This window comes from Nocardioides sp. WG-D5, from assembly GCF_054031175.1.
Genome location: NZ_CM132928.1, coordinates 4,998,896 through 5,025,708, shown reverse-complemented (window position 1 = coordinate 5,025,708; position 26,813 = coordinate 4,998,896). Strand labels below are relative to the sequence as shown.

The 26,813-nt window shown below is 70.0% G+C and carries 27 protein-coding genes; 11 read left to right on the top strand and 16 right to left on the bottom strand.

From position 1 onward, the window contains the following. Positions 1–2 precede the first annotated feature (2 nt). The 3 genes from ACWZJV_RS24300 to ACWZJV_RS24290 all read left to right on the top strand — a co-directional run bounded on the left by ACWZJV_RS24300 (position 3) and on the right by ACWZJV_RS24290 (position 2,620). On the top strand, positions 3–911 hold the full coding sequence (locus ACWZJV_RS24300; RefSeq protein ID WP_457179159.1) for a deoxyribonuclease IV: 909 nt from the start codon (positions 3–5) through the stop codon (positions 909–911). A 184-nt stretch (positions 912–1,095) separates the two neighbouring features. Next, positions 1,096–2,133 carry a hypothetical protein gene (locus ACWZJV_RS24295; protein WP_457179158.1) on the top strand — a complete coding sequence of 346 codons (1,038 nt, stop codon included), beginning with the start codon at positions 1,096–1,098 and terminating at the stop codon, positions 2,131–2,133. Between the two features lie 7 nt (positions 2,134–2,140). Further along, positions 2,141–2,620: a GNAT family N-acetyltransferase gene (locus ACWZJV_RS24290; protein ID WP_457179157.1), complete on the top strand. Its 480-nt coding sequence runs from the start codon at positions 2,141–2,143 to the stop codon at positions 2,618–2,620. Here the strand turns inward: ACWZJV_RS24290 and ACWZJV_RS24285 are convergent. Further along, positions 2,617–3,957 (bottom strand): class II 3-deoxy-7-phosphoheptulonate synthase, encoded by a 1,341-nt coding sequence (locus ACWZJV_RS24285; protein ID WP_457179156.1) that lies wholly within the window; start codon positions 3,955–3,957, stop codon positions 2,617–2,619. The two genes, ACWZJV_RS24290 and ACWZJV_RS24285, sit on opposite strands and share 4 nt — an antisense overlap. Positions 3,958–4,067: 110 nt before the next feature. After that, positions 4,068–5,486 (bottom strand): APC family permease, encoded by a 1,419-nt coding sequence (locus ACWZJV_RS24280; protein ID WP_457179155.1) that lies wholly within the window; start codon positions 5,484–5,486, stop codon positions 4,068–4,070. Positions 5,487–5,676: 190 nt separating this feature from the next. Here ACWZJV_RS24280 and ACWZJV_RS24275 point away from each other — a divergent pair, with 190 nt between their 5' ends. From ACWZJV_RS24275 to ACWZJV_RS24255, 5 genes are all read left to right on the top strand, one after another. Further along, entirely contained in the window at positions 5,677–6,507 is an 831-nt protein-coding gene (locus ACWZJV_RS24275; RefSeq protein ID WP_457179154.1) for a DUF1028 domain-containing protein, read from the top strand. Then, positions 6,504–7,973 (top strand): FGGY family carbohydrate kinase, encoded by a 1,470-nt coding sequence (locus ACWZJV_RS24270; RefSeq protein ID WP_457179153.1) that lies wholly within the window; start codon positions 6,504–6,506, stop codon positions 7,971–7,973. The genes ACWZJV_RS24275 and ACWZJV_RS24270 overlap by 4 nt, the downstream gene beginning before the upstream one ends. Then, complete coding sequence (locus tag ACWZJV_RS24265) at positions 7,970–8,440, top strand: hypothetical protein (RefSeq protein WP_457179152.1); 471 nt, start codon at positions 7,970–7,972, stop codon at positions 8,438–8,440. Before ACWZJV_RS24270 ends, ACWZJV_RS24265 begins: the two co-directional genes overlap by 4 nt. Beyond that, positions 8,437–9,309, top strand: a complete 873-nt coding sequence (locus ACWZJV_RS24260) for a metallophosphoesterase (protein ID WP_457179151.1) — start codon at positions 8,437–8,439, stop codon at positions 9,307–9,309. Before ACWZJV_RS24265 ends, ACWZJV_RS24260 begins: the two co-directional genes overlap by 4 nt. A gap of 62 nt (positions 9,310–9,371) precedes the next feature. Further along, positions 9,372–9,773, top strand: a complete 402-nt coding sequence (locus ACWZJV_RS24255; RefSeq protein ID WP_457179150.1) for a nuclear transport factor 2 family protein — start codon at positions 9,372–9,374, stop codon at positions 9,771–9,773. On the opposite strand, the gene ACWZJV_RS24250 is transcribed toward ACWZJV_RS24255, so the two are convergent. Both ACWZJV_RS24250 and ACWZJV_RS24245 read right to left on the bottom strand, forming a co-directional pair. Then, the gene (locus ACWZJV_RS24250) at positions 9,755–11,092 is read right to left on the bottom strand and encodes a DUF222 domain-containing protein (protein ID WP_457179149.1); all 1,338 of its coding nucleotides are present in this window, start codon (positions 11,090–11,092) and stop codon (positions 9,755–9,757) included. The two genes, ACWZJV_RS24255 and ACWZJV_RS24250, sit on opposite strands and share 19 nt — an antisense overlap. 392 nt (positions 11,093–11,484) lie before the next feature. Further along, entirely contained in the window at positions 11,485–12,786 is a 1,302-nt protein-coding gene (locus tag ACWZJV_RS24245; protein ID WP_457179148.1) for an endo-1,4-beta-xylanase, read from the bottom strand. 218 nt (positions 12,787–13,004) lie between these two features. Between ACWZJV_RS24245 and ACWZJV_RS24240 the strand changes: the two genes are divergently transcribed. Next, entirely contained in the window at positions 13,005–13,538 is a 534-nt protein-coding gene (locus tag ACWZJV_RS24240; RefSeq protein ID WP_457179147.1) for a GNAT family N-acetyltransferase, read from the top strand. A gap of 186 nt (positions 13,539–13,724) precedes the next feature. Here ACWZJV_RS24240 and ACWZJV_RS24235 read toward each other — a convergent pair whose 3' ends face one another. The 4 genes from ACWZJV_RS24235 to ACWZJV_RS24220 form a co-directional block, all read right to left on the bottom strand. Continuing rightward, a complete protein-coding gene (locus ACWZJV_RS24235; RefSeq protein ID WP_457179146.1) occupies positions 13,725–14,618 on the bottom strand; it encodes a hypothetical protein in 894 nt (297 codons plus the stop codon). A 25-nt stretch (positions 14,619–14,643) separates the two neighbouring features. Next, the gene (locus ACWZJV_RS24230) at positions 14,644–15,489 is read right to left on the bottom strand and encodes an arylamine N-acetyltransferase family protein (protein WP_457179145.1); all 846 of its coding nucleotides are present in this window, start codon (positions 15,487–15,489) and stop codon (positions 14,644–14,646) included. Then, complete coding sequence (locus ACWZJV_RS24225) at positions 15,486–15,887, bottom strand: flavin reductase family protein (RefSeq protein ID WP_269210794.1); 402 nt, start codon at positions 15,885–15,887, stop codon at positions 15,486–15,488. Before ACWZJV_RS24225 ends, ACWZJV_RS24230 begins: the two co-directional genes overlap by 4 nt. 80 nt (positions 15,888–15,967) lie before the next feature. Continuing rightward, a complete protein-coding gene (locus tag ACWZJV_RS24220; protein ID WP_457179144.1) occupies positions 15,968–16,705 on the bottom strand; it encodes a lysophospholipid acyltransferase family protein in 738 nt (245 codons plus the stop codon). 98 nt (positions 16,706–16,803) lie between these two features. On the opposite strand from ACWZJV_RS24220, the gene ACWZJV_RS24215 reads away from it, so the two are divergent. Continuing rightward, positions 16,804–17,292, top strand: coding sequence for a hypothetical protein (locus tag ACWZJV_RS24215; protein WP_457179143.1), 489 nt, complete (start codon positions 16,804–16,806; stop codon positions 17,290–17,292). Here the strand turns inward: ACWZJV_RS24215 and ACWZJV_RS24210 are convergent. Genes ACWZJV_RS24210 through ACWZJV_RS24190 form a run of 5 tightly spaced genes read right to left on the bottom strand, consistent with a single transcriptional unit; the run spans position 17,289 to position 21,318 of the window. Further along, positions 17,289–18,251 (bottom strand): ROK family protein, encoded by a 963-nt coding sequence (locus tag ACWZJV_RS24210; RefSeq protein WP_457179142.1) that lies wholly within the window; start codon positions 18,249–18,251, stop codon positions 17,289–17,291. The genes ACWZJV_RS24215 and ACWZJV_RS24210 overlap by 4 nt on opposite strands. A 24-nt stretch (positions 18,252–18,275) precedes the next feature. After that, entirely contained in the window at positions 18,276–19,229 is a 954-nt protein-coding gene (locus tag ACWZJV_RS24205; protein ID WP_008363120.1) for an ROK family glucokinase, read from the bottom strand. A gap of 3 nt (positions 19,230–19,232) precedes the next feature. Then, positions 19,233–19,655 (bottom strand): DUF5304 family protein, encoded by a 423-nt coding sequence (locus ACWZJV_RS24200; protein WP_008363121.1) that lies wholly within the window; start codon positions 19,653–19,655, stop codon positions 19,233–19,235. A gap of 2 nt (positions 19,656–19,657) precedes the next feature. Continuing rightward, the gene (locus tag ACWZJV_RS24195; protein ID WP_008363122.1) at positions 19,658–20,875 is read right to left on the bottom strand and encodes an ArsA family ATPase; all 1,218 of its coding nucleotides are present in this window, start codon (positions 20,873–20,875) and stop codon (positions 19,658–19,660) included. An 11-nt stretch (positions 20,876–20,886) separates the two neighbouring features. Next, a complete protein-coding gene (locus ACWZJV_RS24190; protein WP_008363123.1) occupies positions 20,887–21,318 on the bottom strand; it encodes an SRPBCC family protein in 432 nt (143 codons plus the stop codon). A 132-nt stretch (positions 21,319–21,450) separates the two neighbouring features. Here ACWZJV_RS24190 and ACWZJV_RS24185 point away from each other — a divergent pair, with 132 nt between their 5' ends. After that, positions 21,451–23,244 (top strand): AMP-dependent synthetase/ligase, encoded by a 1,794-nt coding sequence (locus tag ACWZJV_RS24185; protein WP_008363124.1) that lies wholly within the window; start codon positions 21,451–21,453, stop codon positions 23,242–23,244. Between the two features lie 96 nt (positions 23,245–23,340). Here the strand turns inward: ACWZJV_RS24185 and ACWZJV_RS24180 are convergent, their stop codons facing one another. From ACWZJV_RS24180 to ACWZJV_RS24170, 3 genes are read right to left on the bottom strand one after another with little or no spacing between them, the layout of a single operon-like run. Beyond that, on the bottom strand, positions 23,341–24,564 hold the full coding sequence (locus ACWZJV_RS24180; protein ID WP_457181983.1) for a M48 family metalloprotease: 1,224 nt from the start codon (positions 24,562–24,564) through the stop codon (positions 23,341–23,343). 5 nt (positions 24,565–24,569) lie between these two features. After that, positions 24,570–25,784 carry a hypothetical protein gene (locus ACWZJV_RS24175; RefSeq protein WP_457179141.1) on the bottom strand — a complete coding sequence of 405 codons (1,215 nt, stop codon included), beginning with the start codon at positions 25,782–25,784 and terminating at the stop codon, positions 24,570–24,572. Between the two features lie 37 nt (positions 25,785–25,821). Next, positions 25,822–26,808: an NlpC/P60 family protein gene (locus ACWZJV_RS24170; RefSeq protein WP_457179140.1), complete on the bottom strand. Its 987-nt coding sequence runs from the start codon at positions 26,806–26,808 to the stop codon at positions 25,822–25,824. Between the last annotated feature and the right edge of the window lie 5 nt (positions 26,809–26,813).

Genomic DNA, 26,813 nt, shown 5'->3' with positions numbered 1-26,813 from the left:
CCTTGACCACTTCTCGGACCTCTCTTCGCAACCCGATCGGCACCCACGTACAGGTCGGCAAAGGTCTCGTCGCAGGCGCCCTCGCCAACACCGATGCGGTCGGCGGCGAGACGCTGCAGATCTTCGTCGGCAACCCGCGTGGCTGGGCGCTGTCGGCCGGCAAGCCGGCCGAGGACAAGGCGTTCCGGGCCGAGCTCGAACGGCGCGGGATGCGCGCCTTCGTCCACGCTCCCTACCTGGTCAACCTGGGGTCGCCGACCCCAGCGACGTACGAGAGGTCGGCCGCCCTGGTCGCCCACAACCTCCGCCGCGCCGCCGACATCGGGGCCGAGGGCGTCGTGGTCCACACCGGGTCGTTCGTCTCTCCCGAGGGCGACGCCCGGGAGAACTACGCCGCCGCGATGAAGCAGGTGCGCGAGGCGCTGCTGCCGGTGCTCGACGAGATCTCCGCCGAGGACGCGCCCTGGCTGCTGCTGGAGCCGACCGCGGGCCAGGGCCGGTCGCTGTGTGCCGGCGTGGAGGACCTCCCTGCCTATCTCGAGGCGCTCGACTTCCACCCCAAGGCCGGGATCTGCCTGGACACCTGCCACGTCTTCGCCGCCGGCGCCCCGCTCGACGAGCCCGGGGGCGCCACCGCCTGTGTCGACCGGATCGTCGAGATCGGCGGCGCCGGGCGGCTGCGGCTGATCCATGCCAACGACTCCAAGGACGTACGCGGCAAGAACCTCGACCGCCACGAGCAGATCGGCCGCGGCCACATCGGCACGACGGCTTTCGAGGAGCTCTTCGCCCATCCGGCGACCGCAGGGGTGCCCTTCATCCTCGAGACCCCGGGCTCCCGCGACGCGGAGAACCGCGATATCCCCCTGCTCCGCGATCTGCGGGCTTCGGCGCACCGTCAAGGCGTGTGACCTAGGCTTGTTGACGCACGGGAGTGATCTTCGACGCCATGGGGGTGGCATGACCAGCTGCGCACAGTGTGGACACCGGCTGTCCGATGAGCCGACCTGTCCGGTGTGTGGTCTCGAGGTAGCCACGGAGCCCGACCGAGCAGCCGAGGCTGACTCCATCGATGTAGAGGAAAGGACGCCACCCGTGTCCAGTGCTGAAGCGAAGCCCGAGGCAATGCACGCTGCTGAAGCGGAGCCCGAAGCCATCGACCCCGCTGCGGACGACCTCGACGAGCCCAACGAGGCCACCGTGATCCGCAAGCCCGTCGAGTCGACCGCCCCGGAGGCCGTCGAGGACGTGCCCGACGCGGAGCAGACCTCGCTGAGCCTGCCCCGGATCAGCGCCTACGGCGACGAGGACCGGCCGGGACCGGCGTCGTCGATCGCCGGCACCGACGACGAGCCCGTCGGGCGCACCTCGAGGCGTCAGTCGCCCGATGTCGAGGAGAAGCTCGACACCGAGGAGCCCGACGGTTCCACCGCGATCCGCGTGTCGTACGCACCCCCGACCGCCCCGCCGCCGACCACTCCCCCGCCGGCGCAGGCGCCGGCTGCCGAGGAGGCGGCCGCCGAGGTCGCGGTGATCCCCGAGCCGGAGCCGAAGCCCATCCCGGACCCTTCGCCCTTCGCGGAGCCCGAGCCCGTCCCGGGGCCTGACCCTGTCCCCGACCCGGAGCCGACGCCCACCCCGATCCCCGAGCCGGGGCCGATCCCGGAGCCCGAGCCTGTCCCCGGGCCCGATCCTGTCCCCGACCCCGAGCCCGAGCCGGTCTCCGAGGCCACGGTGGAGGCTGCGTACCAGCCCTTCGTCCAACCTTCGGGGAAGCTCGTCCAGGAGCAGCGGAACGGTCAGGCCCGTCGCTGGGCGCCGCAGGAGACGGTCGTGGAGGAGACCGCGGCCGACCAGGTCTACGAGACCGAGCCCGCCTACGCGGCCGGCTACGCCGAGGGGGCCTACGCCACCGACGAGGCGGCCGACTGGCAGAACGGCTACGGATACGCCGGCGAGCAGGAGCCGATCGAGCAGGACTTCGGCGACTACGGCGTCCAGCAGGAGTACGTCTCCTCGCTGATGGCCGCCGAGCCCGAGGACAACCCCTCGACCTGGATCGTGCTGCTGTGGGTCGGAGCGATCTTCATGATCGTGATGTTCGTGCTCGGTGTCTGGCTGATGACGCTGTAGCGCCTGTATGCCGAGAATCATCGTCGCCGAGATCGACAGCGACGAGCAGCGCGCCCTTGCCCTCGACGTGTGGCGGGCGGCCAACGCCGCTCGCCGCCGCACCGCCACGGAGGCCCGCGTCCGCCGGGTCCGCGAGAAGCTGGCCGGCGCCGAGCTCGCGCTGCTCGCCCACTACGGCACCCGGCCGGCAGGGATGCTGGTCGCCGAGACCTACCTCGTCGACGGCGTACCGCTGCCGGGCTACGGCCACATCTCGATGGTCTTCGTCGACCCCGCGGTCTGGGGATCCCACGTCGGGACCGAGATGATCCGCGACCTCCAGGCACGCGGCTGGGAGGGCCTCAGCGTCTGGACCCGCACCGACAACCGGCGGGCCCAGCGTCTCTACGAGCGCACCGGGTTCACCGACACCGGCAACCGCAGCACCCTCCACGACGGCGAGGAGATCATGCAGCTGGCGTGGGCGCTGGACGCCGACGACGACTAGCGGGAGCGGAGCATCTCGGCGACCTGAAAGGCCATCTCGAGCGACTGGACGCGGTTGAGGCGCGGGTCGACCACGGACTCGTAGCGGTGCACGAGGCCGGCCTCGTCGAGCTCCTCGCCGCCGCCGATGATCTCGGTGACGTCGTCGCCGGTGTTCTCCACGAGGATGCCGCCGGGGACGGTGCCGAGGGAGTGGTGGACGTCGAAGAAGCCCTGGACCTCGTCGAGGACGTCCTCGAAGCGGCGGGTCTTGTAGCCGTTGGAGGTGGAGAAGGTGTTGCCGTGCATCGGGTCGGAGATCCAGGTGACGTTGACGCCCTCGGCAGTGATCTTCTCGACCAGACCGGGCAGCCCGTCGCGCACCTTGTCCGCACCGAAGCGGGTGATGAAGGTGAGCCGGCCCTCCTCGTTCTTCGGGTTGAGCTTGGCGGCCAGCGCGAGCGCGTCGTCGGGGGTCGCGGTGGGGCCGAGCTTGCAGCCGATCGGGTTGTTGAGGTGGCGGAAGTACTCCACGTGGGCGCCGTCGAGCTGACGGGTGCGCTCACCGATCCAGACGAAGTGGCCCGAGACGTTGTAGGGCGTCTCGGTGCGCGAGTCGATGCGGGTCATCGCGTGCTCGTACTCGAGCAGCAGCGCCTCGTGGGAGGAGTAGAAGTCGACCCGGTGGAACTCCTCCGGGTCGGCGCCGATGGCCTCCATGAAGGCGATCGCACGCTCGATCTCGGAGCCCATCGCCTCGTACTTCGCACCGACGGGCGAGTTGCGCACGAACTCGGAGTTCCAGGTGTGCACCTGGCGCAGGTCGGCGTAGCCACCGGTGGTGAAGGCGCGCACGAGGTTCAGGGTCGAGGAGGAGGCGTGGTAGACGTCCAGCAGCCGCTGCGGGTCGGGGATGCGGGACTCCTCGGTGAACTCGAAGCCGTTGACCGCGTCACCGCGGTAGGCCGGCAGGGTCACCCCGTCGCGGGTCTCGGTGTCGGAGGAGCGCGGCTTGGCGTACTGCCCCGCGAGACGGCCGATCTTCACGACCGGGACGGAGGCGGCGTACGTCAGGACCACGGCCATCTGCAGCAGCACCCGGAGCTTGTTGCGGGTGTTGTCGGCGGTCGCCTCGGCGAAGACCTCGGCGCAGTCGCCGCCCTGCAGGATGAACGCCTCGCCGCGGCCGGCGGCGGCGATCGAGCTCTTGAGCTGGTCGCACTCCCCCGCAAAGACGAGCGGCGGCTGCTTCCTCAGCTTCTCGACCGCCGCGGCCAGCGCGGCCGGGTCGGAATAGGTCGGCTGCTGAAGGGCTCCGATGGCGTGCAGCTGCTCGAGGGAGGGGAAGGCGTCGTTCACGTGCCTCAGGGTACGCGGATCGAGCGATTGTTACGAAGTCATCTCAGACACGGCGAGGCCGGCGTACGTCCTGTGGAGAACGTGCGCCGGCCCCGACCGATGTCACCTCGCTACTGGTCGTCCTCGGGGTTGACGTCCATGTGCTCGATGTCGGTGAAGTGCGGCGGCTCGTCGTCCTTGTTGGCGAACTTGTTGACCAGCCAGGTGACCGCCCACAGGATCACGCCGATGACCATCAGGCCGCCGGCGATCTCGTAGACGATGCCGTCGCGGTCGACCCACGGGCCGGCCAGGTAGATGCACAGGATCGCGGCGATCGGCGGCAGCCACCTCGGCGCGGTGAAGAACGTCTTCTCGGTGTCGGGGCGCCGGTTGCGGAGCACCACGCAGGCGATGTTCACGATCGCGAACACGCACAGCAGGAGCAGCGCGGTCGTCGAGCCGAGGTTGGACACGATGTTGCTGTCCGGGTCGCTGGAGACGTACCAGATCAGCAGCAGGGCCAGCAGGGTGGTGAAGATGATCGCGATGTAGGGCGTGCGGCGGCCGGGCAGGACCGCGCCCAGCTGCTTGGGCAGCACTCGCTGCTTGGCCATGCCGTAGACCAGCCGGCTGGCCATCAGCATGTTGATCAGCGCCGTGTTGGCGACGGCGAAGACCGCCAGGAACGGGAACACCTTGTCGATCGGGAAGTCGGGAGCGCCCTTGCCGACCACCTCGAGCAGAGCCCGGCCCTCGGACTCGCGGATCGTCTCGAGCTCACCCGGCGTCAGCACGCTGACGACCGAGATGGCCACCAGGATGTAGAGCAGCGCCGCCGCGCCCAGGCCCATCAGCATGGTGCGCGGGAAGATCCGCTCGGGCTCCTTGGTCTCCTCGACCATGTTGACGGCGTCCTCGAACCCGACCATCGCGAAGAACGCGACCGAGGTCGCGGCGGTGACCGCGAAGACCACGCCCATGTTGGAGTAGTCGTCGAAGGAGACCAGCTCCGACATGTCCGCCTTGCCCTGGGCGATCACGTAGAAACCGACGCCGATGACGATGCACAGCGCGACCATCTCGACGACGGTGAGGATGATGTTGAACTTCACGCTCTCGCCCACGCCACGCAGGTTGATCAGCGCGAGCAGGACCATGAAGCCCAACGCCAGGAGGGTGACGACGCCCTCGCTGGGCGCATCCATCCAGCCGTTGATCTCCAGGCCGCCGAAGAAGTTCTGCGCCAGCGTGTTGGCCGAGGTCGAGGCGCTGGTGATGCCCGAGCAGGCGACCGCGAAGGTCACCATGAAGGTGAGGAAGTGGAAGCCGAACGCCTTGTGCGTGTAGAGCGCGGCACCGGCGGCGCTGGGGTACTTCGTCACCAGCTCGAGGTAGGAGTACGCCGTCATGGTGGCCACCACGAAGGCGAGCAGGAACGGCAGCCACAGGATGCCGCCGACGTAGCCGGCCATGGTGCCGGTCACGGCATAGACGCCGGCTCCCAGGATGTCACCGACGATGAAGAGCAGCAGGAGCCACGGCCCCATCACTCTCTTCAATTCGGGTGTTTCTTCTTTCGCCAGGGTTGTCATGATGTCCTTCCTGGTCACGATCGAAACTCAGTTCCGAAATTGGGATGAAGGGATCCCTCAATCAAAGCCCAACCACGCCGTCAGGTGTACGACAATTCGTAAACACGCCGTAGCCGGACGAAATTTCGTGGATAGGGTCGCTGCCATGACCTTCTCCATCGTCGCCAGAGCTGTTGATCCAGGCACCGGGGAGCCCACCTGGGGTGTGGCCGTCGCTTCGAAGTTCCTCGCCGTCGGATCGGCCGTCCCGGCCGCCGTCGCGGGGGTCGGCGCGATCGCCACCCAGGCCGAGGCCAACGTCGCCTACAAGGGTCTCGCGCTCGCCCACCTCGACGAGGGTGCGACCGCCGCTGTCGCCCTCGAGAGGCTGCTGGAGGAGGACGAGCGCCGTGACCACCGCCAGGTCGGCATCGTCGACGTCGACGGCAACGCCGTCTCCCACACCGGACCGTCCTGCTTCGACTGGGCGGGCGGCCGCACCGGCGACGGCTACGCGATCCAGGGCAACATCCTCACCGGCCCCGAGGTGGTCGAGGCGATGGAGGCCGCCTGGCTCGCCTCCTCCCCCGAGGAGCCGCTGCAGCACCGGCTCCTGGCGGCCCTGGCCGCGGGCGACGAGGCCGGCGGCGACAGCCGCGGGCGGCAGAGCGCGGCGCTCCTGGTCGTGCGCGAGGACGCCGGCTACGGCGGCAACGACGACATCGCGGCCGACCTGCGCGTCGACGACCACGCGGCGCCGATCACCGAGCTGAAGCGACTCCTCGACCTCAGCGACTTCTACCTGACCGCCTCGACCGAGGCCGAGAAGGTGCCGGTCACGCCCGAGCTCGAGGCCGAGCTGGAGACGTACGCCGCGGCGCAGGGCGCCACCGGCTTCCTCGCCTGGGTGGCCACCGAGAACTACGAGATGCGGGTGGCCGAGGACCTGTCCTGGCTCGACCGGCGCATCCTCGACATCGTCAGGACGCCCAAGTGAGCTCCATCCTCGCCATCGACGCCGGCACCACCGGCGTCACCGCGCTGATCGTCACCGACAAGGGCGAGGTCGCGGCTCGGGGGTATGAGGAGTTCGACCAGCACTTCCCCAGGCCGGGCTGGGTCGAGCACGTGCCCGAGGGGATCTGGCAGGCCACCCTGGAGGCGTGTCGTACGGTGCTCGCGGCCCACGGCCGCGACGACCTCGTCGGCATCGGGATCACCAACCAGCGCGAGACGGTGGTGCTGTGGGACCGGGAGACGCTGGGGTCGCCGCGGCGCGCGATCGTGTGGCAGGACCGGCGTACGACGGCGATGTGCTCTGCGATGGCGTCCCACGACGCCCGGGTCCGCGAGCTGACCGGTCTGCGCCTGGACCCCTACTTCACGGCCACCAAGCTGGCCTGGATCCGGGAGAACGAGCCGCACACGTGGACCCATGTGGAGTCGGGGCGCTACGCGGTCGGCACCGTCGACTCCTACCTCATCGCCCGGATGACCCGGGGTCTGCACCATGTCACCGACGTCTCCAACGCGTCGCGGACGATGCTGTTCGACCTCGGCGCCAACGACTGGTCCGACGAGCTGTGCGACCTGTTCGGGGTGCCGCGCGACGCGCTGCCGGAGATCGGGCCCAACTGGGGTGAGGGCGTGGTCACCGACCCGCGCTCGTTCCTCGACCTCTCGCTGCCGATCGCCGGCGTGGCCGGCGACCAGCAGGCCGCGCTGTTCGGGCAGGCTGCCTTCGAGGTGGGCGACTCCAAGTGCACCTACGGCACCGGCTCGTTCGTGCTGACCAACACCGGCTCGGAGGCGAAGCGGTCGGACTCCGGGCTGCTCACCTCCCCCGGCTGGATGTCGCCGTCGGGAGAGGTCACCTACGTGCTCGAGGGCTCGATCTTCGTGACCGGCGCCGCGGTGCAGTGGCTGCGTGACGGCCTCCAGATCATCGGCTCGGCCGCGGAGACCGAGGCCCTGGCGAGCACGGTCACCTCGTCCGAGGGCGTCGTGTTCGTGCCCGCCCTGACCGGTCTCGGCGCGCCCCACTGGGACCCCGACGCCCGCGGCACCATCATCGGCATCACCCGCGGCACCACCCGTGCCCACATCGTGCGGGCGACCCTGGAGGCGATCGCCTTCGAGGTACGCGACGTGATGGCCACCATGCCGACGCCGGTCGCCTCCCTCAACGTCGACGGCGGCGCGGCCGCCAACAACCTCCTGTGCCAGCTCCAGGCCGACCAGCTCGGGGTCGACGTCTCCCGCCCTCGCTACGTCGAGACCACCGGCCTCGGCGCCGCATTCCTAGCCGGCCTCGGGGTGGGCGTGTGGTCCTCCTTCGACCAGATCCGCGAGACCTGGGCCCTGGACCGCACCTTCTCCCCCGACGCGTCGCGCCGGGAGGCGGCCGACGAGGCGTACGCGTCGTGGGCCAGAGCCGTCGAACGATCCCGGCAGTGGGCGTGAGCGGTCCCCGGCGCGGGCTTCCGTGGTGGGCGTGGGCGCTGATGGCGGGCGCGGCGGGGCTCCTCGTCGCGGCGCTGGCCGGGGGCGTCACGTTCGTCGCCTGGGTGGACACCGACCTGCGCGAGGCGGCCGACGATGTGCCGGCAGACTGCGTCGACCTCGCGCACGCGGTCGGGGCGCCGGGCCTGCCGGAGGGCACCTCGGCCGCGACCTGCACCAACATCGAGTTCCAGGACTGGCAGTACGAGGGCATGATGACGGTCCCCCGAGCCGAGCTCGACGCCTGGCTCGCCGAGCTGCCCGGTTCGCCCGCGCTGGCCGGATCCGGCTGCACCGATGCGATCGCCTGTGTCCAGGTCGACCTCACCCAGGCCGGGGACGAGGTCGACGCCCGCTACCTCGATGTCGCCGTGCAGAGCGAGAAGGACGGCATCGCCGAGGTCCTCATGTCAGCCTTCACCACATGACCCGGATCCTGCATCTCTCCGACACCCATGTCACCGGCAGCGGTCTCGACATGGACGGCGTCGACGCCGTGGCCGCGCTCGACGCGATCCTGCGCGACGCCCGCCACGTGCCAGGCCTGGATGCGGTCGTGGTCAGTGGTGACATCGCCGACGACGGCTCGGCCGAGGGCTGCCGGGCGGTCCTGGAGCGGGTCGGGGCGTTCGCTGCCGAGCGCGGCATCCCGCACATCTACTCGACGGGCAACCACGACACCCGTGGACCGTTCCGCGAGGTGCTCGGCAGCGGACACCTCGATGCCGACGGGAGCGACCGCGGGCGGCTGCTGGACCCGGAGTCCGACCTGTGCGCGTCGGTCAGCTACCTCGGCGAGCTCCGGGTCGTCACCATCGACAGCCTCGTCCCGGGCAAGACCCACGGCTTCCTGGACGAGGCCCAGCTCGCCCGTCTCGCCGCCGAGCTGTCCACCCCGACGCGCGACGGCACGGTGCTCGTCCTTCACCATCCGCCGCTCCACCTGGCCTCCCTCCCCTGGGTCGCCGACGTCGTCCTCCACAACATCTCCGCCCTGGGCCGCGTGGTGCGGAGCAGCGACGTACGCGCCATCCTCGCCGGCCACCTCCACTTCCAGGTCAGCGGCTTCCTCGCCGGCATCCCCGTCTGGGTGACCCCCGGCGTCGTGACCCGCATCGACACCACCGCACCCCCACATCTCGTACGCGGCGTGCTCGGTGCCGGCGCCTCCGTCGTCGACCTCGCCGACCGGGCCTCCCCCACCTTCCACGTGATCACCGCCCGCGACCCCCGTGCCGGCGAGCAGGTCTACGTCTACGACCCCGTCTCCGGAGAGGACACCTTCGAGCCGCTCTGAAGCGCAGGCCCTGGTCCGGAAAACTGTTTGTCACGCTCCCGCAGGCACACCACCCTGTGCGCATGACCCTGCCCATGACTGACGGTGCGAACGCGCCCGCGGACGAGGCCGTCCTGCGTCCGCTCAGCGCCTACGTATCCGGCCACGCCACCGGTGACCCCACCCATTTCCGCGACGCGTTCCTCCCCTCGGCCCACATCGAAGGCATCCGCGACGGCGCCTTCGTCTCCTGGCCGCTCGAGGACTACTGCGCCCTGCTCACCGGCTCCCCCGCACCCGATGAGGAGGAGCGCGTACGCCGCCTCGACTCCGTCGCGGTCCACGGCACCGTCGCCACCGCGACCATGACCCTCATCCACGGCCCCGACACGTTTACCGACGTGTTCCTGCTCGTGCTCGTCGACGGAGCCTGGAAGATCGCGAACAAGGTCTACCACCGGCACGCTCAAGCCGCGGCCGCATAGTCGAGGAGTACGTCGCGCAGGCTGAGCTCTGCCCGGGACAGGGGTGGTGGGTATTGGCCCCAGGTGTCGGGTGGTGGGCTGGTGTAGGTGTGGCCGGTGGGTGTGATGGTGGTGACGCTGCCATCGGGTCCGGGTCGGGCTTGCCAGCCGGTCGCTTCTTTCGCCTGATTGCACCGCTCGCACAGCCCTTGGAGGTTCTCGGCGCTGGTGGTGCCGCCATCGGCGTGGCGTTGGATGTGGTCGATGTTGCGGATCCGGGCATCACAACCGACGGTCCGGCAGGTCCCGCTGTCGCGGGTGGTGATGAACTCAGCCAGCCCATCAGGTGCTTTCCGGGACCGGGACTCCATCGCCACCAGTTGACCGGCGGGGTCGGTGAACAACCGGCGCACGAACACCTCGGCGTCGCTGAGGGCGTCGCGGGCCCAGGTGGCGGGGACGGGGCCGTAGCCCTCGACCATCGCGGCCTGGTCGGCGCTGTTGGTGAGTGAGTCGGCGGTCATCACGATCTTGACCTCGATCCGAGGCTTCGCCTCAGCGGTGCTGCGGCCGGTGACGCGGTTGACCAGGGTGTCGGCCATGACCTGGCCCCGGGTCCGTTCATCCCCGGCGGCACGGGCGGCGTTGGCGGCCTGATCCAGGGCGGCGAAGACGGCGACGCCGTCCTTGACCGGGAGTAGGGCTCCGAGCCAGGTCATGGTGTCCGGTGCCGGCCGCAGGCTCACCCGGCGGTCCTTGGTCGCGTTTGCGGCTCGGGCGACGACGGATGCTTGGTCGAGAGTGATCGCAAGCTTCTTGGCAGCGTTCTCGAGCTGCCGTAGACCCATCGCCGCTGCCTTCGCCAGTTCACCGTCGGGTCTGGTGGCGCAGAGCTCGTGATCGATGACCCGGCGGTCCTCGCGTGAGAGGCAGGCGGTCTCGCGGGCCAGGATGGTGGCCTGCCACTGCGAGAACAACCCGGCCTTCATCAACGCGAAGGTGTGCGGCATCTCGGTGATCAGGATCTTCGCCAGCCCGAGCAGCTTCGCACCCTTAGCTGGGGAGACCCGTCGCGCGAGCGCGATCTGGGAGGCGACGCCTTCGCCGAGTTTCCGGACGGGAACCCCGGCCTCGGCTTGGCGTGCCCGAGCGGCTTCCTCGAGACGTACTGAAGCCTCGGCCTGAACAGCCTCAGCGCGGCACTTCACCTCTTCAAGACGGGCGATCCAATCAACCAACTCTCCCTCGGACGCACCGGAAGGTGGTCCGTCGAGGAGGCGGTCGATGGTCTCGTACATGTGCTTTATTATATGCGAATCGCGCACCGTTGCGCGACTCATTTGTGCTGGTCATTGGGATGTTACGCAGTCAGCGAACAAGTCACGTGAGTGCCGCGCCACACACTCGCCGCCGCCCCGATATAGGCGAAATCTTTCTCGATCGGGTGCCGAGTCAAGGATGGCCGAAGGCCACCGGCGAAGCCGGCGGGCGAAGCCCGTCCTTGACGCGGCGCGCGATCGAGAAACACTCAAAGAACGGGTCGGCGGCGAACCCCTGAAACGAGGAGCAGTCGCCAAGCGAGCTCTCCTGATGACGAGAACTGTGTTGGTCTCGACACGCCTCCGCCTAGCGGCTCCGGCGGCTCGACCAGCGGGGACAAGCGGCTCGACCAGCGGAACAAGCGGCGCGAGCGGGGCCTCGGCCACACGACCGAGACCCCGCCCATTCAAGATCAGACCGCCGTACAGCTAGCAGTCGGAGTCGACGTGTTCCCGCCCGAGTAGAGCGTGATCCCGAACTGGTTCCCGTTGCCGTTGGGCGTGGCAGTGAGAGTCCCCGAGGTCCCGGAGACGGTGGCGTTCCACGAGTTCTGCAGACTCTGCCCCGACCCGGTGCTGATCCTGACGACCCAGTTGTTGGTCCCACTGACGGCGAAGACCGTGTTGAACCGGTCTCCCCACGACTCGGTCCGGGTGACGGTCACCGTGCAGCTCCCCTGCGGCGGCGTGGTGGTCCCACCATCTGCAGTGTTGAGCTGGTTGAGCACGTAGGTGTAGGCCAGCTTCTTGTTGCCCGAGCCGTCGAAGAGCAGCGGCGTGTCGGAGGCACGCCACGAGTCGGTGTCACGTACGCCCCAGACCGTGATGCCCGTGCAGCGAGTGACCGCCATGCAGGCCTGGGTGACACCACGGAACTGCTCGGCCTGCGAGGTGCCGGACCCGGCGATGTCGAGCTCGGTGATCTGCACGTCGACACCCAGATCGGCGAAGTTCTGCAGGGTGACGTGGTAGTTGCTCGGCACCGGGTTGCCAGAGTTGAAGTGGGCCTGGAAGCCGACGCAGTCGATGGGTACGCCACGCGACTTGAAGTCGCGGACCATGTTGTAGACGGCCTGCGTCTTCGCGTGGCTCCAGTTGTCGGTGTTGTAGTCGTTGTAGCAGAGCTTCGCGTTGGGGTCGGCGGAGCGGGCGGCACGGAAGGCGGCCTCGATCCAGTCGTTGCCGGTGCGCTGCAGGTTGGAGTGGCGGCGAGCCCCCGAGGAGCCGTCCTCGAAGGCCTCGTTCACGACGTCCCAGGCGTAGATCTTGCCCCGGTAGTGGCCCGCGACGCCGGCGATGTGGTTGAGCATCGCGTTGCGGAGCGAGCTGCCCTCCATGTTCTGCATCCAGCCCGGCTGCTGGGAGTGCCACGCCAGCGCGTGCCCGCGGACTCGCTTGCCGTTCTGGAGGGCCCAATTGGCGATCTGGTCTCCCGAGGAGAAGCTGAACTGGTTCGGCGACGGCTCGGTCGCGTCCATCTTCATCTCGTTCTCGGCGGTGATCATGTTGAACTCGCGGTTGGCGATGGTCGTGTACTGCGAATCCGACATCCGGCTGGCCGCGATGGCGGTGCCGAAGTAGCGGCCGGACTCTGCAGCAGCGGCCTGCAGGGTGGAGCCGTCGGCCTGGGCCGGAGCGGCCGCAGAGACGACAGCGATGCCACTGGCGATCAGCATGGCGGCGACGGCGGCTCCTCGGGCCATCCGGGCACGCACGGGTCTAACTCGAACTCGGGTCATCATCGATCCTGTTCTCTCGATTGAACGGCGGTCGGTGGTACCTCAGAGCTCGCGCGAACTCGGTCGAAAACGTTATCGACATCGTTTTACAGCGTCAATAGATTGAAGCCGATTTGCGTGACATTCCTCACGCAGGAATCCTGTCGGCACAAACCCGTACGACCCGCAGGCACCGACATGACAGGCTCACCCGCGTGCCCTTCACCCACCGCGTCGCGACACCAGACGACATCCCGGCCCTGACCGCGATCATGGACGCCTCGATCGCGGAGCTCCAGAAGACGTTCCTGACCGAGGCCCAGATCGCGTCGAGCCGGATGGTGATGGGCATCGACACCCAGCTGATCGAGGACGGCACCTACTTCGTGGTGGAAGAGGGCGACGAGATCGCCGGCTGCGGCGGCTGGAGCAGGCGGGCGACCCTCTACGGCGGTGACCACACCCCCGGCCGTGAGCCGACGCTGCTGGACCCGGCGAAGGACCCGGCCAGGGTGCGAGCGATGTACACCAACCCCGCCTTCGCCAGGCGCGGCGCGGGAAGGCTGATCCTGGAGCTGTGCGAGCGGGCGGCGGCGGAAGAGGGCTTCACCACCCTCGAGCTGATGGGCACGCTGTCCGGCGAGCCGCTCTACCGGTCCTACGGCTTCGAGCCGGTCGAGCGGATCACCGACGACCGCGGCGGCGCACCGGTCCCGCTGGTCCGGATGCGGAAGCCCGTCACCCTCTGAGGCTCAACGAGCGAAGGAGAACAACCTCTCCGGCAGCGCCACGTGCGAAGCACCACCGGACCGCCGATGGACCCCGACCCGGAATCCGGCGTCGGCGGGACGTACGAGCCTCTCCTCGGTGAAACCGTGACGAGCGAAGACCTCGCGGACGAGGTCTGCCGGGTCTCCGGCGGACGCCGGTCAGGTCTACCCGCCGAGCCGCTCCACCTCCGCGGCCGCCGAGTCCCGGGCGGCAGCCGCCTCCGAGACCGCCGCCTCGGCGGACTCACGCTCCTCCTCCGCCTCGGTGAGCTCGTCCTCGACCCCGAGCGCCGTCTCCTCCAGATCGGCCAGGCGACGGCGGAGCTCCTCGATCTCGGACTTCACCTGGAGCGACCGCGCCTCGATGTCCTTGAACGCCGAGACGGCCTTGTCCCGCTGAGCCTCGGCGCCGGAGAGCGCCGACTCCGCCTCCTCGAGCGCCTCTCGGGCCTCGTCGAGCGCCGCTGTGTCGGGCAGGTCCGGGACCGCCCGCAGCGGCTCGGGAGGCGGCGGGACGACCTCGGGCACCTCGAAGCCCAACGCGTCCGGCAGTGCGACGGCGGAGGCCGCGTCCACGGCGTCGACGCCGGTGGCCGACAGCGGGGAGACGAGCAGGCCGCTGCGTACGGCCTGGGCGGCGGACCCGTCGATCATCGCCGCGGTCAGCGTGGCCTCGACCTGGGTCGCCACCGCCTCGGTCACCCGGAGGCCGTGCTCGCGCGCCAGGCCGCGGGCACGGGTCGTCACCGCCGCGGTCAGCTGCCGCCGCTGCTTGGTGAGCTCACGCAGCTGGGCGGCGTCCATCCCGGTCTGCGCCTCACGCAGCAGGGCGCCGACCGAGATCACCTGCTCCACCTGCTCGGTCTCGTAGCGCACCAGCAGGTTGACCACCCACGCCGCGGTCGACGGCTTCTTGAGCGCCTTGACCGGGCCGGCGAGCGGAGTGCCCTTCAGCCCCTTGGCCCGGGCGTCGCGCTCGGGGGTGAAGTCGCCCAGCGGCAGCCCGTAGAGCTCGGCCGCGATGTCGAGCAGGTCGGGGGCAGGTGCGTCGTCGCTCATGTCCGCCATCTCAGCACGTCGCCGACTATCGCGTCAGCAACCACTCGTCGTACTCGGCGGCCTGTCGCTTGTGGAGCTCGCGCAGCGCATCGTCCTCGACGCCCCGGAACGACAGCCCGATCCCGGCGAGAGCCGTGCGCCACTGCTCGAAGTCGCGCAGCTCGCGCTCGAAGGCCCCCTCGCCGCTGCGCGCGTGCCGGATCGAGCGGATCGTCTCGGCTCCGGACGCGTCCCGCCGCTGCACCACGAGCTTGCGCGTGAAGTCACCGTCGGGCGGGGTGGAGAGACGCACGTGGGAGGTCTCGATCTCCTCCTGCGTCACGCTGCCGCGCACGAATGAGCCGTTGAAGGAGCCGTGCGGGTCATGGTGGAAGGTCCATCCCGACTCCCCCACACGGGCCAGCCGGTAGACGAACCCGGACTGCCGAAAATGCCCCTCGACCAGCGGCAACGGGTCGCGGAAGCCGTCGCCGTAGCCGACGTCGACCACCCATCGGCCACCGGGGTTGGCCGCGGTCGGCAGACCGCGGATCTCCAGCGCCAGATGGTCCAGGGTCCCCGAGGGGCCGGTCGCCTCGAGCATCTGGCCGGTGCGGCGTACGACGTCGAAGCCCAGCTCGGCGAGCGCCAGCGAGAAGACGCCGTTGTTGTGGAAGCAGTAGCCGGCGTTGCCCCCGGCCGCCACCCGCTCGAGCGTCTCCGCCGGGTCGACGGCGTCGGGCATCCCCGTGGCTCCGATGGCGGCGAGCATGATCGAGAGGTTCTCGTAGGGCAGCGTGTCGAGATGGCGGTGGTGAAGATCGACAAGCGTCTCGTACGTCGCCTCCGGCCGTCCCTCGATGCCGAGCCGTCGCAGGTAGCCCTCGATCATCGTTCGTACCTCCCGTGCCGGTGGACCAGCGGGTCGGTGTCGTCACCGACCTCGAGCGACACGATCTCGCACGTCGCCAGGGCCGACCAACCGATTTCCGTCATCGAGACCAGGCGTACGCCGGCCCAGGTCGGGGCGTCGGTGAGGCGGCGGCCGAACTCGGTCGTCTCCCACGACCCCAGCCGGAACGCGCCGCCAGGAGCGGGAGCGGTGCCGCCGAACGCCTCGGCCAGGTCGCGGTGGCGCCAGTGGAGCAGCGAGACGACGCCGACGCCGGTCTCCTCGAGCTCGTCCCGCAGGTCCGAGTCGGGGTCGAGCAGCCCGAGCACGGCTCCCGGCGAGCCGTTGGCCATCATCAGCGAGGAGACCGTGAGCCCGGCCGAGCCCGACGTCCACAGCGAGACCCGCCCACCCAGACGACCGCGCCACCGGCGTACCGGATCCTCCGGCGTCGGGAACGGGTGGGACGAGTGGATCGTCAGGCTACGTCCTTGGTCGGCCGCGAAGACTTCTTCGCCGGCTTCTCACCGGTGGCCAGCTTCTTGGCGTCGGTGGCGTACATGTCGACGTACTCCTGGCCGGACAGCTTCAGGATCTCGTAGACGATCTCGTCGGTGATCGCGCGCAGGATGTAGCGGTCGTTGGCCATGCCCTCGTAGCGCGAGAAGTCCAGCGGCTTGCCGAAGACGATCCGCGGCCGGACGATCTTGCCGAGCTTCTTGCCCGGGGGCGCGATCACGTCGGTGCCGATCACGGCGACCGGGATCACCGGAGCACCGGTATCCAGAGCCAGCCGGGCGATGCCGGTGCGGCCGCGGTAGAGCTTGCCGTCGTGGGAACGGGTGCCCTCGGGGTAGATCCCGAAGAGCTCGCCGTCGCCGAGGACCCGCTTCGCCGCGATCAGGGCACCCTCGGCCGCGGTCGCTCCCGACCGGTCGATCGGCACGTTGCCGGTGCCGCTGAAGAACGTGCGCTGCAGGAATCCCTTCACGCCCGTGCCGGTGAAGTACTCCGCCTTGGCCACGAACCGCACCATCCGCGGAGAGCCGAGCGGCATGAAGAGCCAGTCGGCGTAGGAGAGGTGGTTGCCGGCCAGGATCGCCGGCCCCTTGCGCGGGATGTTCTCCACACCCTCCCAGGTCGGACGGAAAACCGCCCGGAGCAGAGGACCGACAGCGACCCACTTCAAGAACGAGTAGAAGAGCTTCGTCGACACCCCATCGCCTTCCCAAATTGCCTTCGACCGATGAGCCTATAACGAGACAGGTACTTCTACTCCCGCACCCTGTCATGAGATCCGGCTAGGCTGGAAGAGTGAGTGACCGAGACGACCGGCCCGAGGACACGACCGGGGCCTCCGACGACGCCTCCGTGCCTGCCGACGGACCGCCGTCGGACGAGGAAGTCTGGCGCGAGATCGTCGAGAACTACGGCGACCGCCCCGCCCTCGAGGAGGAGCCGGTCTCCCGTGGACTCTTCGAGAAGAAGATCGACATCGTCGAGCCCGTCGACGAGCCGGACCCCTACGACGACATGTGGCGCGACGACGAGGAGGGCTACGTCCCGCCGCCTCCGCCGCCCCTGCCGAAGCCGACCCCGGCGCGTCTGCTGGCGTGGATCGGCGTGCTCGGCGCACCGGTCGCCGTGCTCGTGCTGATCGTGGTCACCCAGGTCACCGACCGGCACTTCGACAGCTGGGTCATCGGCGGACTGGTCGCGGCCTTCATCGCCGGGTTCGTCTACCTGCTGATCACGATGCCGTCCGAGCCCCGTGACCCCTGGGACGACGGCGCCCGCGTCTAGCTCTCGCCGGTGGCCCGGCGGGCCAGGATGCTCGCACCCACGACCCCTGCCTCGGCCCCGAAAGCGGCCTCCGCGATCGGCGGCACCTCGCGGTGGAGGCGACCGACGAGCGAGGCCTCCAGGGCCGTCCGGGCGGGCGCCAGCAGCAGGTCGCCCGCGGTCGAGACTCCCCCGCCGACGACCAGGAGCTCGGGGTCGAATGCGGCCACCAGGCCGGCCATCCCGACCCCCAGCCAGGACCCCACCGACTCGTACGCAGCCAGCGCGAGCGCATCGCCGTCGGCCGCAGCGGCGGTGATGGCCGGGCCCGTGATCTTGAGCGGGTCACCCGCGGCCAGCTCGTCGAGCGCGCCGCCGGCGTACTCCTCGGTCTCCACGCGGGCGCGCACGAAGGCGACCAGCGCGTTGCCGGAGGAGTACTGCTCCCAGCAGCCGGTGAGGCCGCACTCGCAGGGCAGCCCTCCGGGCACGACCTGCATGTGGCCGAACTCCCCGGCCATCCCGTTGCGGCCCCGCACCACCCGGCCGTCGAGGATCACGGCGCCGCCGATGCCGGTGCCGAGGGTGATGAGCAGGGCCGAGTCGACGCCGCGGGCCGCGCCGAGCTCCAACTCGGCCAGGGCGGCGCAGTTGGCGTCGTTGTCGAGCGCCACCCGGGTGCCCCAGCGGGAGGACAGCCGGGTCAGGGTCGGCTCGCCGCGCCAGGGCAGGTGAGGAGCGAACATGACCCGCTCCCCCGCCGCGTCGACGAACCCCGCGGCAGCCAGCCCGACGCCGGCGACGGGCCGGCCGGCGGCCACCTCGGTGACCGCCTCGGTCAGCGCGTCCTCCACCAGCTCGAGCTCGACCCGGCGCCCGGGTGTGCTGCGGTGAGCGGTGCGGAGCACCTCACCGGACGGCGAGACCTCCGCCGCGAGCACCTTGGTGCCGCCGATGTCGACACCGATGTGCAGGCTCACTGGACCCGGCTCATCGGACGTGGCTCACCTGCGGGCCAGGTCGGCCGCGCCGATCAGGCCCGCCTCGTTGCCCAGCGTCGCCTTGCGGATGTCGAGCATCGGGCGGTGTCCGCGGCCGGTCAGCTGCGCCAGGAAGGCGCGCCGCGCAGGCCCGAGCAGCAGGTCGTCGGCCTCGGCCACGCCGCCGCCGATGGCCACCACGGCCGGGTCGAGCACGGCGGCGATCGAGGCGATCCCCTCGCCCAGCCAGATGCCGAGGTCGGTCAGCGCCTCGATCGCGAAGGCGTCCCCGTCGCGGGCCGCCTCGGTGATCAGCGGACCCTTGATCTTGTCGAGGTCACCCTCGGCGCGGTCCAGGACCTCGCGGGCCAGCAGCGACCCGCCGCGCGCCGCGGCGCGGACGTTGCGCACCAGGGCCGACCCCGAGGCGTACTGCTCCCAGCAGCCGCGGTTGCCGCAGCCGCACAGGTGGCCGTTGGGCACGACCCGCATGTGGCCGATCTCGGCGCCGACGCCGAAGGCGCCGCGGTAGAGGTCGCCCTCGAGCACCAGGCCGCCGCCGACACCGGTGCCGACGGTCACCAGCATCATGTTGTCGACCTCGGCACCCGCGCCGTACTCGAACTCGCCCCACGCAGCGGCGTTGGCGTCGTTCTCGATCACGACCGGCAGCTCGAGGACCTTCTCCAGGCGCTCCTTGAGGGGCACGTCGCGCCAGGCGATGTTGGGGGCGAAGAGGACCGTCGAGCGGCCCTTGTCGATGTAGCCCGCAGCGCCGATTCCGACGCACTCGATCGGGTGCTTGGTCTTGAGCTCCTGGACCACCTCGACGATGGCGGCCTCGATGGCCTCCGGGCTCTTCGCCGGCGACTCGACCCGGTGGTCCTCGATGATGTTGCCGTCGTGGTCGACGACTCCGCCGAGGATCTTGGTGCCACCCACGTCGACACCGCAGGCCAGCTTCTTCGTCGTCGTCATGCCTCAGCTCCAGCCGTCGAGATCGATCCGCTCGACCTTCTCCGAGCGTCGCGCCCAGTCCCGGGTCGCATCTTCCTCAGCCCGCACGCCATCACTGTGAGCATCCTCGCCTTCACTAGGGCCAGCACCCGGACTCGTGGCCGCCGCGTTGAGCACCGTGGCCGCGGCCTGCATCAACGATGCGGCAGCGCTGGCCAGATGCACCTTGACCTCCGGGCTCGACTCCCGGAGGACATGAACGGTACGGCACAGCGGGCAGTAGGTGCATTCCGGTGCCCCCGTTCCGAGATGGTCTCCGAGCCCTTCGGCGAGGTGGCCGATCCGGGAGTCCTTGGCCCACTCGCCGATGGCCTCCATCAGCCGGCCGAGCTCCTCGGCGGTCGACCCCAACGGCTCGTCCGCCCACTCGTGGCGCTGCTCGCTCACGATTACTCGCTCTCGATGTTCGTCGTCTGCCGAGAAAACGTTACTCGCAGCTCCCCACCCTCGACGCGCGCCCCGCTGACGCGCATCCGGGCGAGTGCGGCGGGCAGGGTCAGCAGCCGCCGGTAGGACCCCACGGTGATCGCCAGCTCGTCGCCGTTGCGGCCCAGCTGGACCTGGTCACGCTCGACCCACTGGGCCAGCCCGGGCAGCGCCAGGTGGACCACGGTGGTCTCGCCGCCGTCGTCGCTCGCGGTCCGGAACGGCGCCGGGGTCTCGGGGACAGCCAGCGGGTCGACGCTGCCGGTCCAGGCATAGGCGGCCTCGGCGACCTCCCGCAGATCCTCGACGCCCACCGGCTCGGAGGGCCGGTAGAACGAGCGCCACACCGGCAGCCCCTCGAAGGAGGCGCCGACGTCGCCGAGCACGTCGTCCTGGGCCTTGACCCAGCCGGCCCGCCAGTCGTCGGAGCCGCCCGCCGGGAAGATCCGGTTGGCGACGACACCGTCGACGCGATAGCCGTAGAGGGAGAGCGTCGTCCACGACCGTCGTGCCTCGGCGAGCACGACCCGCTCGGGGGTCAGCACGATGCGTACGGACGCCTCGGGGCCGGACAGCAGGGCGCGGACGTCGGCGAGCTCGTCGTGGAGCCGGACGAGCGCGTCGAAGACGGAGTCGCCGGGCATCGGCACCCCGGCAGCCTTGGTGAGCACCGGCTTGAGCGCCTTCACCATCGTGCGCTGGACCGGGAGGATGCGCTCCAGATACCAGCCCAGGGCCTCGGGGAGGGCGAGCAGGCGCAGCGTCTCGGCGGTCGGGGCGCAGTCGACGACGATCGTGTCCCACTCCCCCGAGACGGCCATCCGGCGCAGCTCCAGGAGCGCGAAGACCTCCTCCGCGCCGGGGATGACGGTCAGCTCCTCGGCCGCGATCCGGTCCACCCCGATGGTGTCCAGGACGCTCAGCAGATAGCCCTGCACCTCGGCCCAGGACTCCTCGAAGCGGCGCTGGGCGTCGACGTGCTGGACGTAGAGGTGGTCGGAGACCTGGACGGGCTCGGAGCCCAGCGCCGACTCGAGGCCGAAGGCGTCGCCCAGCGAGTGGGCGGCATCGGTCGAGAGGACCAGCGTGCGCAGCCCGCGGGCCGCGGACATCGCCGCGGTGCCGGCCGAGACGGTGGACTTGCCGACGCCGCCCTTGCCGGTGAAGAGAAGGATTCTCACGAAGGCATGCCCTACTTCTCCACCCGCTGCTTGAGGCCGCGCAGGGCGGTGTCGATCAGGACCTTCTCACCCTTGCGCTTGAGCATGCCGATCAGCGGGATGCTCAGGTCGAGCGCGAGCCGGTAGGTGACCTCGGTGCGGCCGCCGAGGTCGCGCAGCACGTAGGCGCCGTCCATCGACCGCAGCAGGTTGCCCTTCACCAGCGACCAGGTCACCTGACGGTCGTCGTCCCAGTCGTACGCCAGGGTGTATTCGTCCTTGATCGGCGCGACGTCGAGCACGAACCGGACCTGCTCGGCACGCCCGTCGACGCCGGTCTCGAGGACGCTGACCTCCTGCATGCCCTTGGCCCAAGCTGGATAGGACTTGAAGTCCGCGATCACCGCCATCACTGCCGAGGGCGCGGCCTCGATCACGATCGTCGAGGTGGTCTGATCGGCCATCGGTGGTGTCCTCACTCCCTGACTTGCTAGGTGGCATGGAGCGTACCGGATAGCATCCCGGTGAAATGGTCGGGCTGTGACGGGGGTAACCTCCGGTTCGTACCCACCTACCATCAGTATGCGGAGGCCCTTGTGCGCGAGTTCTCCACGCCCGCGACGTACGTCGTTCCCCCCACCGGCAACCTGAGCGACGATGTCGTCCGCAACGCCGCCGAGGCGCCCGATGTGGCCGTCCTCAGCCGGCCAGGTCCTGACGGCACCTGGGTCGACGTGACGTCCGCGGAGTTCCTCGCCGAGGTCTCCGCGGTCGCCAAGGGTCTGATCGCGGCGGGTGTCGGCGCTGGGGACCGGGTCGCGCTGCTCTCCAAGACTCGCTACGAGTGGACCCTGATCGACTACGCGATCTGGTTCGCCGGCGCGGCGACGGTGCCGATCTACGAGACCTCCTCCGCCGAGCAGATCGAGTGGATCCTGCAGGACTCCGCCGCCGTCGCGATCGTCGCCGAGGACGCCGGGCACATCGGCCGGATCAGCGAGGTCCGCGCGAGCTGCACCGCTCTCAACAACGTCTGGTCGATCAACGACAACGCCGTCGACCTGCTGGTCAAGCTCGGCACCGACATCACCGACGAGCAGCTCGAGGCCCGCCGCAGCGCGGTCACCCCCGAGGACGCCGCGACCCTGATCTACACCTCCGGCACCACTGGGCGCCCGAAGGGGTGCGTGCTCACCCACGGCAACTTCATGTTCGAGCTCGGCGTCGCGGTCGACTCCCTCGACGGCCTGTTCAACATCGAGGGCCGCAGCACGCTGCTGTTCCTGCCGCTCGCGCACGTCTTCGCGCGGATCATCCAGATCGGCTGCATCAAGTCGCGCACCCGCCTGGGCCACACCCCCGACATCAAGAACCTCGTCGCCGACCTCGGCACCTTCCAGCCGACCTTCGTGCTCGCGGTGCCGCGGGTCTTCGAGAAGGTCTACAACACCGCCTCGCAGAAGGCCGTCGCCGACGGCAAGGGCCGCATCTTCGACATGGCGACCGAGGTCGCGATCGACTACTCCCGGGCCACCGAGACCGGCAAGGCCCCGCTTCTCCTCACCGCCAAGCACAAGCTGTTCTCCAAGCTCGTCTACGGCAAACTGCTCGCCGCCCTCGGCGGCAACTGCTCCTACGCCATCTCCGGCGGCGCGCCGCTCGGCGACCGCCTCGGCCACTTCTACCGCGGCATCGGCGTCACCGTCCTGGAGGGCTACGGCCTCACCGAGACGACCGCGGCGCTCACGGTCAACCTGCCCGAGGCGTTCAAGATCGGCACCGTCGGGCGGCCGCTCCCCGGCACCTCGGTCCGCGTCGCCGACGACGGCGAGCTGCTCTTCAAGGGCGGCCAGGTGCTCAAGGAGTACTGGCAGAACCCGACGGCCACCGCCGAGGCCAAGACCGACGACGGCTGGTTCCACTCCGGCGACCTCGGCGAGGTCGACGACGAGGGCTTCGTCAAGATCACCGGCCGCAAGAAGGAGATCCTGGTCACCGCCGGCGGCAAGAACGTCGCCCCGGCCGTCCTCGAGGACCGCCTCCGCGCCCACGTGCTCGTCGACCAGTGCATCGTCGTCGGCGACGGCCAGCCGTTCATCGGCGCGATCGTCACCATCGACCCCGAGGCGCTGCCCACCTGGGCCGAGGCCAACGGCAAGTCGGCCAACATCGACGACCTCGTCGACGACGAGGACCTGCGCGCGGTGATCCAGAGCGCCGTCGACGACGCCAACAAGGCGGTCTCCAAGGCCGAGTCGATCCGCAAGTTCGTGATCATCCCCGACTCCTGGACCGAGGAGGGTGGCCAGCTCACCCCCAGCCTCAAGCTCAAGCGCAACGTGGTCATGCGCGAGTTCAGCCACGAGGTCGAGGCGCTCTACGCGAAGTAAAAGCTGTTCCAGTGGCGCCGAGTCGGCGCATCTGACCCCGTGCCTGGCGAAGCGAAGCGAGCCAGAGGCGTCGGATGCGCCGACTCGGCCTTTATCTCAGTCCAGAACCCGATGCGCGATCGCGATCCGCTGCAGGGTCGTCGGGTGCGAACCGAACCACCACTGCGACCACGCCTGCGGCGACGGGTCGGAGAGAGAGCGTACGCCGAGGGCGTGCTGCAGCCGCGTGAACGACTCCAGGTCGCCGGTGGCGTGGAGCGCGTCGACATCGGCGCGGGCCTCGACGTGCCGGCTGAGCCCGTTCTGGACGGGCATCGCGAGCACGCTCGCCAGCGCGAAGACCGCCAGCAGCATCGGGATGCCTTCGGGCGTGGCGTACTGGTCCTGGCGGCGGTAGGAGAGCAGCAGCCCCAGCAGGCCGACGCCGGCGACCGCGCCGGCGGCGCCGATGACGGTGCCGACCAGGACGTCGTCGTGCTTGGCATGGGCGAGCTCGTGGGCGACGACGGAGAGGACCGCCCCGTGCGCCGCCGCATCGCGCTGCGAGTCGACGAGGTTGTCGTAGAGGACGACCCGGCGGGTGGAGCCGAAGCCGGTGACGTACGCGTTGAGCGAGGTCGTGCGCCGGGAGGCATCGACCACCAGGACATCGTCGAGATCGACGCCCTCGCGCTCGGCGATCGCCATCACCTCGGTGCGGAGCTGGCCGCGCGGCAGCGGCTCGAAGTCGTTGAACAGCGGGTCGATGACGACCGGGTAGACGAACGATCCGAGCATCACCAGGGCCGCGACCAGGGCGGCGGCGACCGCCGGCCACCACCGACGGCCGAGGCGGATGCAGGCGAAGAGCGCGAGCAGCGCCAGGGACGTGATCACGATGCCGACGACCTGGTTGAGCAGCGAGTCGGTCAGCCAGGGCGTCCATCCCTGCCTGGAGAGCCCGTAGCGCACCTGCAGGCGGTGGATCGCCACCCCGAACGGCAGCGTCGCGATCCAGCCGAGGAGCGTGACCACGGCGACCGCGAGCACCACCCGGAGCAGCCACGGCCCCCGCAGCCGGGCCACCAGGCGCCTTCCGAGCGAGGTGAACCCGAGCACGCAGGCGATCACCAGCGAGACGAGCAGCGAGGCCCGGCTGAGCCAGCGCGCGGTGCCGGAGTAGGCCAGCATCCGCTCCAGCTCCTCGGGGGTGAACACGTCACGCTCGTCGGGCAGGTCGAGCGGGCCGCCCGGGTAGGGATGCCACGGGATCAATGTCCACGCGAGCACCACGAATGCGACCGCCCCGAGGACGAGAACCACCCAGGACGTACGCCGCATGCCGATCACGACGCAGAGTGTGACAGACGGGTCCGCCAGCGGGCGGTCAGCTCGTCCTCCCCGAAGCCGAAGCTCGCCTGAAGGGCCTTCTCCAGAGGGATGCCGCGGCCGGTGTCGTCGTAGAGGTCGACCAGGGCCTGCTCGCCGCCGGCCTCGGCGAGCACCTCGCAGGCCAGCCAGGCGGCCTCGTACTCGGCGCCGAAGTGCTCCGAGCGGGTGTTGAACTCGGCCTTGCCCGGCAGGTGGTCGGGGGCGCCGTTCTCGCGGACCTGGGCCAGGATCTGGCCGGCGGTCTTGCTCAGCGGGAGCTTGGTGTCGCGCAGCGCGACGTAGTCGGCGAAGCCCTCGACCAGCCACATCGGCCGGTTGACGTTCGTCGCCGCGTCGGTGGCCGCATGGGTGGCCTCGTGGGTGATGACCACCTGGGCGCCGGGCGCGTCCAGGTCGCCGATGACGCCCTGGTTGACCCACACATGGAGAGGTGTCCCGGGCTTCGTGGAGCCGTCGACGGTCGCGGTCACGGCGGCGACGGCGGTGTAGGTGCCCTGCTGGGCGCCGAGCGCGGAGTCGAGGCCGGTGGCCGGCACCTCGAGGACCAGGCGCGGCCGGTCCCACGGGATCACCTTGCGGACCTGGGCGACCGCGGTGGCGGCCAGCTCGGCGTAGCGGTCGGCGACCTCCGCGGAGGCCTGGACGATCACGAGGCTGGAGCCGGCGCGGCGCACCTCGACGGGGCCGCTCAGCCACAGCGGCATCCGGGTGCCCTGGGACGCCGAGAAGCCGGTGATCGCCCCCTGCGCGTCGAAGCCGACCCTGAGCTCCTCGGTCAGCGCCGGGTCGCCCGGGGTGCGCCACGACATCTCCACGTCGGCGGTGAAGGAGCCGTCCTGCTCCACGTTGCCCGCCTCGGCGACGTACCGCGCGGTCACGTCCTCGAGGCCGATGGCGTGCGCGTTGCGCACCGCGACCGAGGCGGCGTCCTCGCCGTCGGGCTCCGCCCCCTCACGTACGCCGCTGACCAGCTGCTCCAGCGAGGCCCGGGCGCCCTCGGTGTCGGCGCGCACGACCGGCGCGGTGGACGGTGTCGGCGCGACGTACTCGCCACCGCCGGTGAGCCGCCACCCGACGAACCCGGCGAGCAGCATCACCAGCACCAGCGCGGCCCCGATCACGGCGGGGTGCGCCTGCAGGCGGGAAAGAAGAGAGCCGACCGTTCGCACCTGCGAACGATCGGCCTCTTCGGGGTCCTGGGTCAACTCAGCCCGGGCGGACGGCGCCCGTGTAGGGCATCTCGTCGATCGGCGAGACCTTCACACCGGTGCTCGGGTTGGCGGCGTGCACGATCTGGCCGTTGCCGATGTACATACCGACGTGGCTGATCGGGCTGTAGTAGAAGACCAGGTCGCCGGGGGCGAGCTGGTCGCGCGAGACCTGCGGGCCGCTGCTGTACTGCGCCGAGGAGGAGTGGGGCAGCGAGACACCGGCCTGGCCCCAGGCACCCATGGTGAGACCGGAGCAGTCCCACGACTCGGTGCCGGTGGCGCCGTAGACGTAGGAGTCGCCGACCTGGGCCAGGGCGTAGTCCACGGCCGCCTTGGCGCGGCCCGAGGGCGGCGGCAGGTTGGACGGGATGCTGGTGTCGGTGGACTGGATGGCCTCCAGCTCATCGGCCTCGAGCTCGTCGAGCTCGGCCTGGGCCGCCTCGAACTTCTCGTCGATCTCGCTCTTCTTCTGCTGCATGGTCGTCTTGACCTTGGACATCTGCGCCTTGGCGTCCTCGGTGGCCTCGCGGCGCACCTGGAGGGCCTCGGCCTCGGTGTTGTACCGAGCAAGCAGGTCGGCCTGCAGCGCGTTGTAGGACGAGACGGTGGCGAGACCGGCGAGGAACTCCTGCGGGTCCTCGGAGGTGATCACCTGGCCGACGGCGGAGACGTCGGAGCCCTCGAACTGCCGCAGCACGGAGTCGCGGAGCTCGGCGCGGATCTTGTCGAGCTCCTTGCTCTGGCGCTTCTCGTCGGCGTTGAGGTCCTCGAGCTGGTCCTTGAGGTCCTGCAGCCGCAGCTTGGCGTTGCTGTAGTCCTCGTTGGCCGCCTCGGCCTGCGTGTAGAGCTTGTCGACCTTCTTGCGAACGTCGTCGATGTCTGGTTCGGCCTGGGCGGGGGTCGCTGCGGGAATGATCCCGGCGACACCGATGGCGGCGATGCCGGCTGCACCGGCAATGAGTCGCTTCCGGTCGCGTGTCACGAGCG